The following is an 18,369-nucleotide window of genomic DNA, read 5'->3' as shown; positions in this document are numbered from 1 at the left end:
TTCGCTAAGTCTGGTTTTGTTTTATAGCTTCAATGCTTCTCTATTCACTTTTTCCATAAATTCTTGTACCACTTTATTATTACTTTTTTCGCTACCCAATTTAAGCATAGCACGTCCTACAAAATTCACGCCTTTATTTTGACCCTCGTAAATGAATTTTGTATGATTGTCATCCATTTTATCCAATGTAAAACTAAAAGTAATTTCAAAAGCTTTTCCTAATACAAAGCTAATTTTTTTGTACTTTTTCTCTGGTAGGTCTTCATATGCTAATGTTTCCACAATATAAGTCTCTACCCGCTTTCCTTCCCGATAACTTTGTCTATGTTTTGCCCCTACCTCATTTTCCTGCTTTTCTATAAGAACGTGATCTTCTACTTTGTCCATGATTTTATGAATGTTTTTATCCATAAATAAGCTCCATACTTCCTCAATATTCCTCTCTATTATTGCCTCTTCTTTCCACTTGATCATTGTTCATTCTCCCTTCCTGATTCAAGAAATTCATCTAGTTCTTCTAATTTAGTTGTTAGATTTTCTATTTGAAGTGATATATTCATTCTTTTTTGTTGCAAAAGCTTCTCCAAATTTGCAAACGATTCATCTTCCATCACAGCAATCATTTCTTGTATAGTAAATCCAAAACCCTTTAGTTTCACTAAAAGGATAGCTAGAAAATAGCTACCATCATCGTAGTAACGGTATTTATTAACCGGGTCAATGTATGCTGGTTCCAGTAATTTAACTTCTGCATAGTATCGTAAGGTCTCTTTGCTTAACCCAGTTACCTCTGCAAATTCACTAATTTTATACATTCTATGCCTCCCTTTTTAGTATAAACTGTGGGGTGCACCACAGAGTCAATCCATTTTTACTAATGCTTGAAGAAAAAGAAGGGTATTATTAGGATAAGTAAAACCTCTTCGCTAAAAAAACAGAACTATAAGAAATATTATGTTGTAAACAATAATTTGGTAATATACTACAATAGTAATTTTCTGTCTTGGATTTATAAGTAACATCTGTTTACAGCTATACTAAGATTATAATCTGAACACATTATTTTATTGGAGGTTTATGAATGAATTTCGTTGGAAGTATATATAAAAAGATGAACTCCAAGCACAAAATCTTTCTCATCATACTGCTATGTTGTTTTATAGGTTCCGTTATTTTTGTTTTTAATAACCATTCCTTTTATGACCAACCAATAGGTAAGGTCGTAAAAACAACTATAGAAGATGTGACGAAAGTAAATGATATAAATGGCAATGAAGATGCAGTATATACACAACATATTATTGCAGAATTATTAAATGGAGAAGAAAAAGGAAAGGAGATTCATTTAACAAATGAATACTCCGAATCCAAAGCCTATGATCATGAGTTTGAAATTGGAAATGAGTTATTTATTAAAATCGATCAGCAGGTGGAAGAAGGTGCAGAATTAACGGGGACAATTCAGGAAGTCAAGCGAGATAAATATTTAATGATGATTGCATGGGTATTTATTTTTGTCTTACTGATTGTAGGGAAAAGGCAGGGACTGTTTTCGTTCATTAGTTTAGTATTTAATGCCGTGCTTTTATCATATGCATTGGATATTTACATCCACAATTCCAGTCAAAGTCTGTTATGGATTTGCGGAATAAGTGTTATTTTGTTTACGGTCATTTCTTTGTTGCTCGCTAACGGTTTAAATGAGAAAACATATGCAGCTATTATAGCAACCTTGCTAGGAACTTTTATTTCACTATTAATTACGTACCTCGTTCTATTAGTAACAGGTGAAAAGGGACTTCGATATGAGGAAATGCAATTTATTACACGACCATATCGAATGGTCTTTATGGCAGGGTTATTCCTCGGTTCTTTAGGAGCTGTGATGGATGTAGCGATTACGATGTCTTCATCGATTTTCGGGTTGTACGAGAAAAATAACAACATCTCCGTAAAAGCACTGATTAAATCGGGAATGGAAATCGGAAAAGATATTATGGGAACGATGACTAATATTTTGTTTTTTGCTTATGTAAGTGGTTCGATTCCCACGCTTATTCTCTATTTTAAGAATGCCGCTCCATTTGGTTATACGCTTTCCCTAACGCTTTCATTGGAATTGGCTCGAGCATTAGCTGGAGGGATAGGAATTGTGTTGACTATTCCAATTGGTCTCTATACAACATTATTTTTCGTGAATAGAAAGAGGGCGAGACGATGAATGTATTAGTGGTATTGGCGGGGATATTATTCCTATTAATGACCCTTATTGGCGGAAGAAAAGGAGTACGATCTTTTTTCGCTTTGTTTTTCAACTTTGCTGTCATCATCATAACCGTCATTTTAATGAACGATCCGAATGTTGATCCGGTGATTTTAACATTAATTGCATGTGTACTGATCAGTTGCATCAATCTTTTCTATATTAATGGAGTGAACAGTAAAACAAAAACAGCTTTTCTTTCCACGATTATTTGCATTGTTATTTTACTATTATTTATTATCTTCATTACGAATAAGGCAATGATTCAAGGCTTTGGGGAAGAGGAAATAGGGGAAATTGGAGCTTTTTCTTTATTAGTCGAAGTAGATTTTATAAAAATTGCAGTGTCAGTAATTATTATGAGTACGATAGGTGCGATTACAGATACGGCTATAGCAGTATCCTCCCCTATGCGGGAAATCCATTATCATCATCCAAACATTAGTCGAAAAGATTTGTTCCTATCTGGATTGTCTATTGGGAGAGATATATTAGGAACAAGTACGAATACGCTGTTTTTTGCGTTTTTTGGAGGCTATTTAGCATTGCTCATATGGTTTAAAGACTTATCGTATTCTGTTGGGGAAATTGTCAATTCAAAGATTTTTAGTTCAGAAATGATTACAATCTTTTGTGCTGGAATCGGAGTAACACTAGTTATCCCGATTACTACGTGGATTACTGCTTATTTTTTTGTGAGGAACAAAGAAACAAAAGAGAAAATCACATAAAAAAGATGCGTTATTCCTTGTGAAAGATAAGCATCAAAACAACTCGCATTTTAACCTCCAAATATAATTTATCACTAATAATTGTATCTGGAGGTATTTTTGCATGCATATTTATCTATCACATTGTCGAAACAGATATAGAAAATATCCTTCATCCACCAGTATTTTACAAAAAATAACAATATTAAATTTTATAAAATTGTGTTAAAATAAAATATCAGTCTACTTGAAGTTAAAATAAGTACATATTATTTCAACGGGGAGAAATGATTGTTTGTTTTTTAACAAGAGAGTTATAAGAAAATTTTGGGGGATAGTATGATGAAAAATTTATTAGTTAAATGGAATCAAGTGAGCCTAGTAAAAAGGATCATTATCGGTATTATTATCGGTGTAATCTTAGCTCTCACGCTTCCTAATGCCGCAAGTGGGATTCCCATTTTGGGTTCATTATTTGTTGGTGCATTAAAGGCAGTTGCGCCAATATTAGTATTATTCTTAGTGATGCATGCGATAGCTAGTCATAAAGCTGGTAAGAAAACGAATATGAAATCGATTCTTGGTCTATATGCTATTGGTACACTCCTTGCTGGGGTTGTCGCTGTAATAGCAAGTTTTATGTTCCCAGTTACGTTAACACTGACAACAGGAGCAGAAGACTTATCTCCACCAGAAGGTATTGTGGAAGTTATGAAAACATTACTATTTAACGTAGTTGCTAATCCAATTGATGCGTTAGTAAATGCTAACTATCTTGGTATATTAATGTGGGCAGTCGTTCTTGGAATTGCATTGAAAAGTGCGAATCAAAATACGAAAGACATGTTAGGTAGTTTTTCGGATGCTATTACTAAAGTAGTACAATGGGTGATCAATCTAGCTCCTCTTGGTATTATGGGGCTTGTATTTGATGCAATTGTAACAAGTGGTCTTTCTGCTTTAGCTGAATACGGTAGATTAATTTTAATTTTAGTTGGATGTATGTTGTTTATCGCGCTTGTAGTGAATCCGTTAATCGTATTCATTTATACGCGAAAAAATCCTTATCCACTTGTTTTCATGGTTTTAAGAGAAAGTGGTATTTATGCATTCTTTACACGTAGTTCCGCTGCAAATATTCCGGTAAATATGAAATTAGCTGAAAAACTTGGCTTAGATGAGGATACGTATGCAGTGTCCATTCCGCTAGGTGCTACGATCAATATGGCTGGTGCAGCTGTAACAATTGCTGTACTAACGCTTGCAGCAGTAAATACGTTAGGAATTGAAGTTGATATTTTGACTGCAATTCTGCTTTCTGTTGTTGCGGCTGTATCTGCAGCAGGTGCATCGGGTGTTGCAGGAGGTTCCCTTTTACTTATTCCACTAGCATGTAATTTATTTGGCGTTCCGAATGACATTGCTATGCAAGTAGTCGGTGTTGGTTTTATCATCGGGGTTGTCCAAGATTCTTGTGAAACTGCACTGAATTCATCTTCTGACGTACTATTCACAGCTACAGCTGAGTACGCTAAAGAACGTGTTGAAGGTAAAGTGGTTACAATGAATTCCTAGACACTACGATTACAATTGAAAAAATAAATGGAATGCGATTGAAAATTTCAAAGCCACGATTACCGAAGATGATTCGGTGATTGTGGCTTTTTGAGTGGGTAAAGTTTTTGGGCACGAAAGTGGAGTCTGGTTTAATTGGATGAAGTTGTGGTAAATAGTGAGGGAACGCACAAAAGATGTAAAGATAATAGTTGAATTTGTAACAGGAACGCATATGTCCCAAATTCACTTTGTTTATTTAATTTTCTCATTTTTAACTGCTATCCAAAAATATAATATTTCTTTATCAATATGGGTAACATTTTATAAATAGTATTTGGACATAATGAGTAATAAATGTATACTTAGTAAGTTGAATGGTCAGACGTTCAACCTTAGAACATTACAACTTTGTGGAGGCATTAAATGAATTATTTAATTTCAATCGTAGGCTTAATTGTCGTTCTGGGTCTTGCCTGGATTGCAAGTAACAATCGTAAAGAAATAAAAATTAGACCAATTATCCAGATGCTCATTCTTCAGGTAATATTAACATTCTTATTACTGAATACAAAATTTGGATTGATACTTATTAAGGGAATCGCAGCTGGGTTTGAAAAATTATTAGATTTCGCTAATGAAGGAATTAATTTTGTATTTGGTGGCCTTGCGAATGAGGGGCAAGCTCCCTTCTTCTTAACAGCTCTACTTCCTATCGTATTCATCTCCGTTCTGATAGGGATTCTGCAGCATATTAAAGTGCTTCCTTTCATTATGAAATGGTTAGGTTGGGTAATTAGTAAAGTAAACGGTATGGGGAAATTAGAATCTTACAACGGAGTAGCATCTGCTATTGTTGGACAATCTGAAGTTTTTATTACCGTGAAAAAACAGCTTGGACAATTATCACCTCAGCGTTTATACACATTATCTGCATCAGCGATGTCTACTGTATCGATGTCTATTGTCGGGGCTTATATGACGATGATTGAACCGAGATATGTCGTAACGGCAATCGTGATTAATTTATTTGGAGGATTCATCATTGCTTCCATCATTAATCCTTACACTGTAACAGAAGAAGAGGATCTCCTTGTTGTCCAATCAGAAAAACAAAGCTTCTTCGAAATGTTGGGCGAGTATATTTTAGATGGATTCAAAGTTGTCATCATAGTTGCGGCGATGTTAATTGGATTCGTTGCATTAATGGCAGGAGTAAATACCTTATTTGATATGATATTTGGGATCTCATTCCAAGAAATTATGGGATATGTCTTTGCTCCATTTGCGATTTTAATGGGTATTCCAGTTTCAGAATCAGTAACAGCAGGCGGAATAATGGCTACCAAATTAATTACAAACGAATTTGTAGCAATGCTCTCATTAAATGAATTAGCGTCCAACTTAAGTGAACGATCCATCGGAATTATTTCCGTTTTCCTTGTTTCCTTTGCAAATTTTTCTTCCATTGGAATCATTTCAGGTGCTGTAAAAGGGCTACATGAACAACAAGGAAACGTTGTTGCACGATTCGGTTTGAAACTTTTATACGGCGCAACGTTAGTAAGTGTTTTATCAGCGATCATTGTAAGCTTTATCCTATAATCTTATAAAAAAGAAGATCCGCAGTCGTTGCTGGTCTTCTTTTTTGTATTAAACCATCTCCAGCTTTTTCTTTTTTCTGTAAGCGTCAAATGTTACAGAAGTATATGTGGAAGATTTTTATAAGAATAGTAGTGAAACTTCTAAATTTCTAGAAGAGCAGGCTAAGATGAATGAGGATTTAATGAAGGTTAATGAACAAGACTAGCAACTATTGAACGAAATAAACAAAATGGTTTTATTAAACTTAATAAAATAAATATTATTATTATTTACTTTATATTCTAATAGTTGTATGATAATGTCAAAGTATACGACAGCTGCTTTGTATCGCATCTAGATTCTGTCTCTACATCGTTACTTTTTAATATACTATTGGGGGAACGGATGAATGTGGATCATAACTGTTTACACGAATGAAGGTAGTATTAAGATGTTTGAATTTAAGGATGAAAAAGAAGCAAGAGAATCAACTCAAAAGATAAAAGATAATAAAATTCTCTCAAATGTTATTTATTTTAACGATGATTTAGTAGAGGCTGTTATTTAATGGGGATTGTATAATTACGAGGTTGACTTAGGGATATATGTGTTTATGTCTCCACCATTTCGTGCAAGATGGTGGAGAGGTATAACACAACCTGGGGCAGCCTCGTTTTGTTCGTACATAGTAAATGAGTAGTAATTATGGGAGGACATCATGACTTTTACACCGATTACAAAGTTCATAAATAAAAGAAAACAAAGCCAATTTCCATTTGTAGAAACTTTATATGTGGTATATTATGTGGTTTTTTATTCACTCTATTAAATTTACCATTGTCATGGATACTTATTTTATGGCAAATGATCCTTACTATTTTGGAGTGTTGCCAATCTTAGCTGAAACTGCGGCAGCTTACGGTGTGGATCCGGTAGAGATTGCGCGTGCGTCGATATTAGGTCAACCAGTCCATGCGATGAGTCCATTAATGGCTTCTGCTTACTTACTCGTTGGTATGGCTGGTGTGGAATTTGGAGACCATCAAAAGTTTATCATTAAGTGGGCATTAGGGTCATGTTTTGTCATGATTATCACAGCAATTGTCTTGGGAGTTATTACGTTCTAATTTTGACTAAGTCGAATCGAGTTGCTTATTTAGAAAAGAACACAAAAATCATCTTCGCTTTTTAGCAGGAGGTGATTTTTTGTGTTTTTTAATATAGTTACCCTTTGTTAGAAATTTTATTTTGAAGCGTAAAAAGGGATTAAAATTCGATTTTGGTTCTATTTTTACGTTGAGAATGGAGTAGTTGTGGAATTAACACATTTATGACAATTTACTTCCAAATGTCGTTGTTGTATCGTGAAATATAGAAAGAAAATACAACTAATGACAACGGGGTGAGACCTATCAATCGAAAAGCGCTTAGTAGAATTCCACTATCAAAACTAATGGACCTAACTGTCGACTATGCTTTTAAACAAATGTTCGGAAGTGAGAAAAACAAAAAAATTACAATCGTTTTTCTGAATGCCATTTTGCAACGAACCGGTCGCGATACAATTAAAGAAGTTGAATTTAAAAGTCAAGAAGTAGGAGGTGAATACAAAGACGATAAACAGTCACGGTTAGATATCGTCGTTCGTACGCAAAAAGGTGAACTAATTAATATTGAAGTTCAATTATCCAACGAACATAATATGCTCAAGCGAACTCTTTACTACTGGTCGAGGCTCTATACTTCGCAGTTGTCTAAAGGGATGGGATATCATACACTATTACCAACAATTACGATTAATATTTGTAATTTTACTGTATTCGACCAAAATGATTTCTACCATAACACTTTCCGTTTATATGAAGATTCGACAATGCAGCGTATAAGCGAATCGGATGACGTGCTGGAAGTCCATTTCATTGAAATGAATAAGTTTTTAAACATGTGGAGACAAAATGAATTGAATCCCTTTGATAATATTTTAGTTCGCTGGTTACTGCTACTCGGCATGGTCGATGCACGGAAAGAAAAAGTTTATGAACAAATCTATCAAGAATTGGAGGAATTAGCAATGAAAGACGAAATGCTAGCCAATGCATTCTCCGCTTGGGAAGAACTAAGCAAATCCAAAGAAGATGTATTCGCATACGAATCACGCTTGAAATACATCTTGGACGAAGAAGCAAAGTTAGAAGACGTAAAATACATGGCTGAAAAAAAGGGGAGGGAGGAAGGGAGAGAAAAAGGAAGAGAAGAAGGTAGAGAAGAAGGTAGAGAAGAAGGTAGAGAAGAAGGTAAGCAGGAAGAAAAAGAGCATACAGCACGAAGTTTACTAGCTAAGAAAATGGATGTAGATTTTATTGCAGAAGTGACAGGATTAACCATTGAGCGCATAAAAGAGATATCCCTTTCCTTAGATCAATAATAATATGTTAATTCAAACACATAAGTAACGAACACTACTTTAAAAGGGCGCTTGGTAAATATATATCCCTTTATCCAGTAGGTGCAGTCTTTATACTTGTATAAGTAAAGAAACGCAGGGCAAGCAGCTTAGATAATTAGTAATTGAGGAATATTTCAGTCTAAAACAAGATCTTGAAAGTGATGGTACAATAGGAATTCAGATAGATTAGGTAGTTTGAAATCTAATTGAAAGGCAAAACTATCGGAGGTGTTTATATGAATAAAAAATGGACGATTGAACAAATACGAGATTATGTCTCAAAAAATTCAGAGAGTGAATTATTATCAAAAGAATATACGGGATTCTCGCAAAAACTACAGTTTAAATGTTCGTGTGGAAATGAATTTGAAAAAACGTTTACAAAATTTAAAGGGAGCAATCAGAAAAAATGTTCCAATTGTCAAGAAGCTAGACCTTCTCGATGAATTTTTCGGATGCATGGAACTTTAAAAAAGCAGACCAAAGCATTTAAGCTGAGGTCTGTTTTAGTTGACTGAGATTATGGAAGAAAAATCTCTTGGTCCATATTGCATAAAAAAGGGCTCGGTTCGCCTACGCTATATAGCTGCAAATAATGCATAGCTCGAGTGCAGGCGGTGTAGAACAATCTGCGAACACTCTCATCACCGTATACTTGTGCTGATGCATCATAAATGAGGACGGCGTCGAATTCGATGCCTTTTGCCAAATAAGCTGGTATGACGACAATGCCTTGTTCATATTCAGTGGAGCCTTTCTTTACGAGCTTAATTTCATCCACGTTTTTCAATGCTTCGTATGCGATCATGCTTTCCGCAGCGGATTTGCAAATAATCGCAATCGTATTATATTGCTGATGGCGCAAGTCTGCTATTTTGGAAGCAATGGAGCGGTGTAGTTCTGCATAATCTTCCAATTGTGTTAGCACAGGTGGCTCTCCGTCGCGTTCAAAAGCTGTAATACTCTCGCCGCCAGTCACGAGTCGACGTGTAAATTCAACGATTGGTTTGGTTGATCTGTAGCTACGGGTCAAAGTTATCATATCCGTTTTATCCGGTCCGTATAAGTCTGTGAGCGTATGGAAATCACCAGTTTCGCTGGCATGAGCGAATATCGCTTGGTTAAAGTCGCCAAGCACAGTCATTTTTGCTGCAGGAAATAAACGCTTTAAAAACTCAAATTGGAATGGGGAATAATCTTGAGCTTCGTCTACAATTACGTGTTTAATCGAGCTGTTCATCTGAAATCCTTGAATCAACTCTTTTAAAAGTAAAAATGGAGTAGCATCTTCGTAATAGAGTTTACCTTCATCAAGCATTTTCACTGACAATAGACAAATATCATCCCATTTGTCGGGTGTTTTTCCCTCTATCCATTGTTTGATCAGTGTTGGATCAGTGAAAAGCTGCTTGTAAATTCCCTTCATATGAATAAAATGTAGCGACTGAATCTGTTTACGTAAGGACTTCAACCTTTTACGAACGATTAAGCGGCCAAGTGCTTCGGTTTCGCTTTCATAATTGTCAAGCATCTCTTCTGTAAAGCCTTGTTGTTTTTGTAAAAGGGTACGAGCCTTTTGGTAATCTTCGTTGCTGAGTAGCTCAATTTCTTCTTGTACCCATGGTTCCGTCAGTTCGTGCTTCTCTGTTTCATCCACCTGCTCGGTTAGCCATTCCACCAATTTTTCAATCCTACTATAAAAGCGAAGCGATGTGTCACTACTATAAAACCTATCTGTAACTTGTTCAGCTGTAACGATTGGTTTTCCTCTAAATTTAATTCCTTTAAATAGCATGCCGGATAATTCTAGTGATTCCCTGTAAGCTTTAATCGCCTCAAAAAAAAGAGGGGATGCCTTGAATCGGATGCTGGCAGTCCTAGCTTGGTAGGATGAGGTATTCGATGCAGTCAATACAAATTCCAATTGCTCGTAGCTATTCTCTATTTGAAATGTGTCGCTTAAGCGATGGTTCAAGTAATCTTGGAATGTGACTTGCTGCATATTTTCTTCTCCGAGTTCAGGCAATACAGTAGATACATAGCTGTTAAACATTGCATTAGGAGAAAATAGAATAATTTGATCGGCTCTTAGGCTTTCACGGTACTTGTAGAGCAAGTAAGCAATCCTTTGCATAGCGGCAGATGTCTTGCCGCTACCAGCGGCGCCTGACACGATGAGCAAACGTTTATGATCGTGCCGTATGATGAGATTTTGTTCTTGTTGAATGGTGGCAACTATGCTGTGTAAATGTTTGTCTGTGCCTTTGCCGAGCACTTGCTGTAAAATTTCGTCTCCGATTGTGAGACTAGTATCGAACATCGATTCGATGACACCGCCATGAATGATATATTGCCATTTTTGTTCTAGCATGCCGTGGATAGTTCCACCGGGCGTACTGTATTTGGCAGGACCAGGTGGGGAATCGTAGTAGACGCTCGAGATTGGCGCTCGCCAGTCATAGATTAGGAAGTTTTCACCGCTTGTATCCCTAAGCGTGGAGACGCCGATATAAATACGTTCTGCATTTGAAGTTCCTTCTTCGGTGAAATCAATCCGACCAAAATAAGGTACTTCCTGCATGCGACGCAGTGCTGATAACTTATTGAAGGCTTGTTTGTGAGTGCTTTGAGTGATGGAAAGATTCTGAGCTTGTTGTCGCAAGCTGATGATCGTTTCTAGATAATCGTCGAAAGTATCTGTGTTCACTTTGACGTCATCCCAAAAGTATTTGCGGAAATCGACGACTTCATTACGACGCCGAGTAGCCTCACCTTCCAGCTTGCTGATTTGTTCCGTAATTGTCTCCATTACGCTGTCTACTCGTTCTTGCTCCTGCTGAAATTCTGTACCCATATCAAGCACCCCTTTATAAAATAAAATAATAGTTGACCGAATGAAAAATATGATGTATAATGAAAATAGGGAAATTATGAATTATATAACTAATGAAGTGTTTCTATATTAATTTACCACAAATCCTTGATTCTATCAATATATATTAAATGATTGACGTTAATCGTTTATCAAGCAAAAAGCTACGATCACCAAGTCCAGTTGGTGATCGTAGCTTTTTTATGCTTTAGGAATTATAAAATTATTATTATGTGGATAGCTTTATCTAAATATATTGAAGTTATGCCACTTATAATTGGGCATTATAGGGATACTGCGTACTACGGATAGAAACTCCGGATTTGGTGTGTTGAGCGGTCTTTTTGTCGCGTTGGGGGTAGTCTTTGTCGTGTTCGCAGTGGATATTGTCTCGTTCAGCCATATATTGTAAGACTATAACAGCTACCTTGAGTCAGAAACATTCATGTTAATTCAAACAAACATGAATGTTGTGATTTTCATGTTTGTTTCTGACACAATGAACAAAAAAAATACCTTTTTATATTGTATTCTTGCTTCCTTCCAACACGTCTTCCAAAGAATTAGCTAAATGAATCGATTTTAGATTTTTGCAAGCAAAATATTGCATTGCACCTGCTCCACCAATATAAAATTCAGTTTGACTATGTTCTGCAGCAAATTGGTCTAGGCTGTGAAGAAGTTTTGGATTTCGCTCAAAAGGAATGGTCGTCGTAGCTGAAAGTAATACGATTTTTGGTTTTAGTTTTTTCACTAACGTTTCGATAGCGCCAGGAGCTGGGGAAGAGCCAACTAATATGGCCTTCCACCCTTTCATCATAAATTGCAACAATAGGATATGTAATGGAATTTCATGGTACTCATTTGGCAGACAGGCACCCATTACTAACGGTGCATCTTCACGGTATCGGTAATTTCGACGAATTTGTACTAAAAAGTCTCGTACAACCATACTGGAAACCGATTCTTGATATTCATCCCATTCTTCTTTTTCCCATCTGTTCCCTACTTCATGAAGAAACGGAAGTATAACCTGCTTTAAAAACTTTTCTAATCCATAACGATGATATCCTTGCTGTAGAATATAATTTAATTCGATTTCGTCGCAATATGTTCCTTTTTCAAGAAGCTGAAACACAAAATCATTAAAACCTGCATACGGTTCCTTCGACTCTATCTCCAACTCTACCTCTACAGAATCATGAGCTTCTTTAAGAAGTAATACTGCTTGTTTTAGGGAATATCCTTGTTCAGACAATGCCTTTACTTTTAATAATGTTTTGACATCTTGCTCGCTATATATTCTATAACCATTTTCTAATCGATTCGGTTGTACAAGCTCATATCGTTCTTCCCATTTGCGGATAACTTGTTTAGACAGACCTGTTACATCCGCCACTTGTTGTATAGTATAAAGCCCGCCTTTGCGAGATTGTGTCATGATCTTCATCCTCTCAGCTTTATTTTCAAAGCTGTATCATTATTACATGCTATTTTATACATTAAATCATTTCATCTAGTACAATGTTCAATCAACAACATTATACAATAATATGACAACAAAAAGAAACTTTGTTACCTAATTGCGAAAGCACTATCTATACTGATACTTGCAATCGCACCTCAATTGGTAAACAGATCATCCCCTTTTCGACTTTACTTTAGAATTCTTCATTTCATTAAAATTTAGTTGTACAATGTTTTATTTAAAAGTTATACAAACGTTTGACAAAAGTGAATAACCTGTTAATAATAGAACTAGAAGCTTTTGTTTCATTCACTGAAGTAATATAGATGAGGAGAGATGGCACTTGGTACTACTTTTTAGAAAAAAAAGACCCAAAAATGAAAAAATAAATGCTGACATATCCACAAAAGACCCAATAATACAATTGGATTCCTACCCAGAATTACTAACGCAAATGAAACTGATTGGGTTAACAAAACAAGACCTGAGCCAAATAATATCATTTCAACCACATGTAACAAAGGGGATTATGGACATAGTATCTGTTTTTTACGAACAAGTATTAGCTGTACCTTCCCTTCGGCAAATCATTGAAGAACGCACACAAATAGAACGGTTAAAGAAAACTGTTGGTACATATATCATCGAGATGTTTAGCGGTGAGTTCAATGAAACTACTATTGAGAAAAAGAGAAAGCTAGCACAGATGCATTTTAAAATTGGATTAGCCCCTAAGTGGTATATGGGTACTTTTCATCAAATCCAAGCAATTATTATTGAATTAATAAACCAAGAACAACCGAACCATGAACTAAGAGAAAAAACAATGCTTACAGTTTCCAAACTCATCAACTTTGAAATGCAAATTGTATTAGAAGAATACGAGAAAGAAAATGTTAAATTACGACAACAACAATATGACATCGTAAAATCGGAATTAAAAAGTAAAATTTCTAACGTCAGTGAAGACCTCGTCAATCTAACAGAAGAAACAAACACTTCTCTTGTACAAATAGAAGCAAATACTTCTCGTATTCGTGAAAATGTTCATTCGAAAGTTGTAAGTTTAAAACAGATTCAGAAAGATGCAAAGGATGGAAATGAACTTGTGAAGCAGTTGCAGACACATATGCAGTTCGTTACAAGTAGCACAGAAGACGTGGTGAGCATCGTAAATGAATTGAAGTTATCTTCCGATGAAATCTTTCATATAGTTAGCCTAGTCAAACAAATTGCGGAGCAAACAAACCTATTAGCACTGAACGCTTCTATTGAAGCAGCAAGGGCTGGCTCTCATGGAAAGGGCTTTGCAGTCGTTGCACAAGAGGTCAGAAAGTTAGCAGAACAATCGAATAGCTCAGTTGGAGAAATTACAACACTTGTCCAAACTTCTACCAAACTAACAAACAAAGCAGTAGACACGATTTCCGAGATGAAAAAGAGTGTTGCAATTGGATTAGAAAGCTCGATGGAGACAAGTGGAAGATTCAACAAAATTCTTCATTCGATTGAACAAAACAATCAACATATAGATCAAGTTGAGTCGGAAGTGACAGAGCTAGTCCAAGTGATTAAAGCTATTTCGAGTGACACTAGAAATGTAGCAAACACAGCCGACATCCTGTATCAAACGGCGACACAATTATAAAATACATGAAAAGGAAGTGACTTTATGTTTTTAGCCTGGAACGAAATTAAAAAGAACAAATTACGCTTCTCATTAATAATAGGAGTACTAATGCTCGTTTCTTATTTAGTATTCTTCCTATCAGGTCTCGCTACTGGACTTGCAAGTTTAAATAGAGAATCTGTAGACAAATGGGACGCAACTGCTATAATATTATCGGAAGAATCTGATAAAAGTTTGCCGCAATCATCTATTACAACGGATGAAGTTGATCATATTGATGGAAAAGAGACAGCAATTCTTGCTCAGTTGAATGCAATCGCAACTAATGGTGACACCAAACAAAACATATCTCTTTTTGGCATTGATAAGGAAGAGCGTATAATGCCAAAAGTGACAGAGGGGAAAGAATTCTCTAAGGAAAATGAAGTGATTGCAAGCGATGCATTGAAAGAGGAAGGATTTGCAATAGGGGATAAGTTAGAACTATCTTCCTCAGATGAAAAACTTACGATTGTTGGATTTACTAATAGCGCACGATTTAACGGTGCTCCTGTTCTATATAGTGAGTTATCAACCTTTCAACATGTAAAATTTGGAGAAGCGGCCGAAGCGAACGGAGATAAAATTAACGGTATCGTCGTATATGGCGAGAATGTATCCTCTATTTCTACATCAAATGAAGATTTAGAGGTAATTGAAATTGAAACATTTATTGAAAATTTACCTGGCTATACAGAACAGGCACTAACACTAAATTTTATGATCTATTTTTTATTTGGCATTTCTTCCGTCATTGTAGCGATTTTCTTATATGTATTGACTGTACAAAAGATTAGCATGTTCGGTGTGATGAAAGCACAAGGGATATCCAATGGGTACTTATCTAGATCTGTTATTGCACAAACTTTCTTACTAGCATTCATAGGAGTAACTGTAGGTTTTGTATTAACACTAACTACTGGAACGTTCCTGCCGAGTGCTGTACCGGTAGCATTTGATATACCAACTATGATTTTTTATGGAGTGGTATTAACAGTTGTAGCTATTCTCGGAGCAGTATTCTCGGTATTAACCATTGTGAGAATTGATCCGCTAAAAGCGATAGGAGGATAATAGTATGGCGATATTGGAATTAAAGAAAGTGAAAAAAACGTTTGGCTCAGGTCATAAACAGGTGGATGCACTTAAAGAAACTAATTTTACTGCAGATATCGGGGAACTCATTGCAGTAATAGGACCATCTGGTTCTGGAAAAAGTACATTTTTAACAATTGCGGGGGGCTTACAAAATCCTACTAGTGGCGATATTTTTATTAATGAGCAAAATCTATCTGATTTTAACGAGAAAAAACGTTCCAAAATCAGATTGAAAGAAATTGGCTTTATCCTGCAAGCCTCTAACTTAGTTCCATTCCTGACTGTTGATAATCAAATGAAGCTATTAGACAATGTGAAAAAAGACAATATGTCAAAAGCTGAACTAGAAAAATTATATGATGATCTGGGCATACGTGACTTACGTAAGAAGTATCCTGCAGATCTATCAGGTGGGGAACGTCAACGAGTAGCTATTGCAAAAGCATTATACAGCAAGCCATCTATTCTTCTTGCGGATGAACCAACCGCCTCTTTAGACTCCGACCGTGCTTATGAAGTGATGGAACTATTGAGAAAAGAAACGAAAAGTAACAAAACAACGACAATTGTCGTAACACATGATGTTCGATTAATTGAGTACTGTGATAAAGTCTATAAAATGACAGATGGAGTGCTAAAACTGGAAGAAAAACAAGCAGTTTTGGAAAAGAAATCATCTTAAACAGCTACCCTGTGTTAGAAACATACATGTTAATTCAAACAAACGTGAATGTTATGATTTCCATGTTTGTTTCTGACACAGGGACCAAACACTTATATATATTAAATGATTGACGTTAATCGTTTATCAAGCAAAAAGCTACGATCACCAAGTCCAGTTGGTGATCGTAGCTTTTTTTTATTCATTAATTGTAAGGTAGCTTCGCTGAGTATCCTTCTTCGGAATAGTTATTCTTAATACTTCGTTGTGAAAAGTGGTTAGTGCTTCTTTTTCAGGAATAATAAATGGAAGGGAGACAATATGCTCTCTTCGCGAATAAAATTGTTTTCTCCCAGTATGCGTTTCATATTTAATTTCTTCTTGAAGGGAATCCTCAATCCCAATTCTTAAGCGATTGCGGATAATCTCCAATTGAATTTGGTTTCGATTGCAGCCTGGTAAGTTTACTTCCACAATCACTTCTGAGTCCGTTTCAGACGTGTTAACTACAAGAGCGGGTGGGAGAGTGTTCATGTGGTTAAAAAATTGATTGAAAAATGAATCCATCTGCTGTAGCAAATTCCAAAGTGGTTTATCGCTAAAGGGCGTTGTATTGACGAAGTGATCGTTTTTCTCTGTTGGCAAGTTGTCATTTCTAAATGTCATTTTCATGCCTCCTTCAATAATTGATACTCATGCATAAATTATGTAGAAGCGAAAGAATGGTAGTGGGCTAAACGGAATGTAATATGTACAGGTGAATAAAATTTTCTTTACTTTTTTACGATGATATGATTTAATTCATTATACCAACTAAATCGTAATTATTACGATTTAGTTGGTGCTATTTTAATGTGCAGCTAGGGGTTTTTAGCTGTTTGTGCTTGTGAAAAACATAGCGAGGAGGAGCAACCATGAGAGTGAATATTACATTGGCTTGTACAGAGTCGGGCGATCGCAATTATATTACAACGAAGAATAAACGTACCAATCCGGAACGTATTGAGCTAAAGAAATATTGCCCGCGTCTACGCAAAGTAACGCTTCATAGAGAAACAAAATAAAAAATAGACATTATAGGAGGCATTACAATGGCGAAAAAATCGAAAGTAGTTAAAGACAAAAAACAGCGAGAATTGGTCATCCGCTATGCAGAACTCCGTAAGGAATTAAAAGAAAAAGGGGATTATGCTGCGCTCGGCAAGTTGCCCAAAAACTCGTCACCTACTCGATTGAAAAATCGTTGTGAAGTGACTGGAAGACCAAGAGGCTATATGCGCAAATTCAATATGTCCAGAATTGCTTTCCGGGAATTGGCACATAAAGGACAATTGCCTGGTGTAAAGAAATCGAGTTGGTGATCAGCATCATGTCTAAAATAAGGGCTTTCGTTCCTGGCTATAACAGTTGGAGAGAAGGATAAGAGGCTCTTTCGTTTCTAAACGTGAGGTGAGTAATTTGAATGAACGGCTCATGGAGTTTTTGTTACGAAGTGAGGTAGCAAAGCTTCCAGATGACAAAAGAGAATTTTATCAATTTATTGTAAAAACAGAAGATCGTTTAGCGGAAAAAGCAGAGACCGTAGATGAATTTTGCCAGCTTTTACTCAAGCATTCACCCTTTCACTTGGCGGTATCTCGTTTTAACTTGCCTTACGATCAGGTTGTAAGATGGATGGAAGAAATAGATGGAGAGCTCCATGAAAAAATGGAAGCTCGATGTCAAAAAGTAGAGTGGATAGATTACACCAATCACTTTCCACAAGCAGAGGGCAAACGCATTTTTTTATTTATGAATTAAAAGTGGAACTTATACTCGAGATGAACCAAAATAATAGATTATATCCTTTCAAATCGATTAGGTCTATTTTAAGTAAACATATTAATGAACAATATCCTGTTGGCCTCGGCAAGAGTCACCACTTGGAGCGAAAATCAAAGGATATTGCTTACTTATTCAGTATCAACTCACTAAAAATAAAATTTCCTCCGTTTTTGGACCTTTTGAATCCAATATATGGTATAGGGCAACAGATTGTTCATTG

At 35.9% G+C, this 18,369-nt stretch carries 18 protein-coding genes and 1 pseudogene; 14 read left to right on the top strand and 5 right to left on the bottom strand.

What is annotated here, in order from left to right; all coding sequences use genetic code 11:
- Positions 1-21: 21 nt before the first annotated feature.
- The gene (locus tag FG383_RS10310; RefSeq protein WP_142607329.1) at positions 22-474 is read right to left on the bottom strand and encodes an SRPBCC family protein; all 453 of its coding nucleotides are present in this window, start codon (positions 472-474) and stop codon (positions 22-24) included.
- Positions 471-815, bottom strand: coding sequence for a MerR family transcriptional regulator (locus tag FG383_RS10305; protein WP_142607328.1), 345 nt, complete (start codon positions 813-815; stop codon positions 471-473). The genes FG383_RS10310 and FG383_RS10305 overlap by 4 nt, the downstream gene beginning before the upstream one ends.
- Positions 816-1,081: 266 nt before the next feature.
- On the opposite strand from FG383_RS10305, the gene FG383_RS10300 reads away from it, so the two are divergent.
- From FG383_RS10300 to FG383_RS10270, 8 genes and pseudogenes are all read left to right on the top strand, one after another.
- Positions 1,082-2,221, top strand: coding sequence for a YibE/F family protein (locus FG383_RS10300; protein ID WP_142607327.1), 1,140 nt, complete (start codon positions 1,082-1,084; stop codon positions 2,219-2,221).
- On the top strand, positions 2,218-2,994 hold the full coding sequence (locus tag FG383_RS10295) for a YibE/F family protein (protein ID WP_142607326.1): 777 nt from the start codon (positions 2,218-2,220) through the stop codon (positions 2,992-2,994). The genes FG383_RS10300 and FG383_RS10295 overlap by 4 nt, the downstream gene beginning before the upstream one ends.
- 321 nt (positions 2,995-3,315) lie before the next feature.
- Positions 3,316-4,548, top strand: a complete 1,233-nt coding sequence (gene sstT / locus FG383_RS10290; RefSeq protein WP_142607377.1) for a serine/threonine transporter SstT — start codon at positions 3,316-3,318, stop codon at positions 4,546-4,548.
- A 405-nt stretch (positions 4,549-4,953) separates the two neighbouring features.
- Positions 4,954-6,132 carry a NupC/NupG family nucleoside CNT transporter gene (locus FG383_RS10285; RefSeq protein ID WP_142607325.1) on the top strand — a complete coding sequence of 393 codons (1,179 nt, stop codon included), beginning with the start codon at positions 4,954-4,956 and terminating at the stop codon, positions 6,130-6,132.
- Between the two features lie 388 nt (positions 6,133-6,520).
- Positions 6,521-6,679: a hypothetical protein gene (locus FG383_RS20890; RefSeq protein WP_185907906.1), complete on the top strand. Its 159-nt coding sequence runs from the start codon at positions 6,521-6,523 to the stop codon at positions 6,677-6,679.
- A 280-nt stretch (positions 6,680-6,959) separates the two neighbouring features.
- Positions 6,960-7,238 (top strand): annotated as a pseudogene (locus tag FG383_RS10280) (citrate transporter); the annotation flags it as partial.
- A 275-nt stretch (positions 7,239-7,513) separates the two neighbouring features.
- Positions 7,514-8,536, top strand: coding sequence for an Rpn family recombination-promoting nuclease/putative transposase (locus tag FG383_RS10275; RefSeq protein ID WP_142607324.1), 1,023 nt, complete (start codon positions 7,514-7,516; stop codon positions 8,534-8,536).
- Positions 8,537-8,793: 257 nt separating this feature from the next.
- Positions 8,794-9,003 (top strand): hypothetical protein, encoded by a 210-nt coding sequence (locus FG383_RS10270; RefSeq protein WP_142607323.1) that lies wholly within the window; start codon positions 8,794-8,796, stop codon positions 9,001-9,003.
- Positions 9,004-9,077: 74 nt separating this feature from the next.
- Here FG383_RS10270 and helD read toward each other — a convergent pair whose 3' ends face one another.
- On the bottom strand, positions 9,078-11,411 hold the full coding sequence (gene helD / locus FG383_RS10265; protein ID WP_142607322.1) for an RNA polymerase recycling motor HelD: 2,334 nt from the start codon (positions 11,409-11,411) through the stop codon (positions 9,078-9,080).
- Between the two features lie 538 nt (positions 11,412-11,949).
- Positions 11,950-12,870: a MerR family transcriptional regulator gene (locus tag FG383_RS10260; RefSeq protein ID WP_142607321.1), complete on the bottom strand. Its 921-nt coding sequence runs from the start codon at positions 12,868-12,870 to the stop codon at positions 11,950-11,952.
- Positions 12,871-13,240: 370 nt separating this feature from the next.
- On the opposite strand from FG383_RS10260, the gene FG383_RS10255 reads away from it, so the two are divergent.
- From FG383_RS10255 to FG383_RS10245, 3 genes are read left to right on the top strand one after another with little or no spacing between them, the layout of a single operon-like run.
- Positions 13,241-14,545, top strand: coding sequence for a globin-coupled sensor protein (locus FG383_RS10255; protein ID WP_246096955.1), 1,305 nt, complete (start codon positions 13,241-13,243; stop codon positions 14,543-14,545).
- 24 nt (positions 14,546-14,569) lie between these two features.
- The gene (locus FG383_RS10250; RefSeq protein WP_142607320.1) at positions 14,570-15,640 is read left to right on the top strand and encodes an ABC transporter permease; all 1,071 of its coding nucleotides are present in this window, start codon (positions 14,570-14,572) and stop codon (positions 15,638-15,640) included.
- Positions 15,641-15,644: 4 nt separating this feature from the next.
- Positions 15,645-16,346 (top strand): ABC transporter ATP-binding protein, encoded by a 702-nt coding sequence (locus tag FG383_RS10245; RefSeq protein ID WP_142607319.1) that lies wholly within the window; start codon positions 15,645-15,647, stop codon positions 16,344-16,346.
- Positions 16,347-16,523: 177 nt separating this feature from the next.
- Here the strand turns inward: FG383_RS10245 and FG383_RS10240 are convergent, their stop codons facing one another.
- On the bottom strand, positions 16,524-16,991 hold the full coding sequence (locus tag FG383_RS10240; protein WP_142607318.1) for an Hsp20/alpha crystallin family protein: 468 nt from the start codon (positions 16,989-16,991) through the stop codon (positions 16,524-16,526).
- Between the two features lie 248 nt (positions 16,992-17,239).
- Here FG383_RS10240 and rpmG point away from each other — a divergent pair, with 248 nt between their 5' ends.
- The 3 genes from rpmG (at position 17,240) to FG383_RS10225 (ending at position 18,125) form a co-directional block, all read left to right on the top strand.
- Positions 17,240-17,389, top strand: coding sequence for a 50S ribosomal protein L33 (gene rpmG / locus FG383_RS10235; RefSeq protein WP_142607317.1), 150 nt, complete (start codon positions 17,240-17,242; stop codon positions 17,387-17,389).
- A gap of 27 nt (positions 17,390-17,416) precedes the next feature.
- Positions 17,417-17,686, top strand: coding sequence for a 30S ribosomal protein S14 (gene rpsN, locus FG383_RS10230; RefSeq protein ID WP_142607316.1), 270 nt, complete (start codon positions 17,417-17,419; stop codon positions 17,684-17,686).
- 97 nt (positions 17,687-17,783) lie between these two features.
- Entirely contained in the window at positions 17,784-18,125 is a 342-nt protein-coding gene (locus FG383_RS10225) for a hypothetical protein (RefSeq protein WP_142607315.1), read from the top strand.
- Positions 18,126-18,369: the final 244 nt, after the last annotated feature.

This window comes from Psychrobacillus soli, assembly GCF_006861775.1.
GTDB lineage: Bacteria > Bacillota > Bacilli > Bacillales_A > Planococcaceae > Psychrobacillus > Psychrobacillus soli.
Note: the sequence above shows the minus strand (reverse complement) of the source record. Positions and strands in the feature narration are given on the sequence as shown.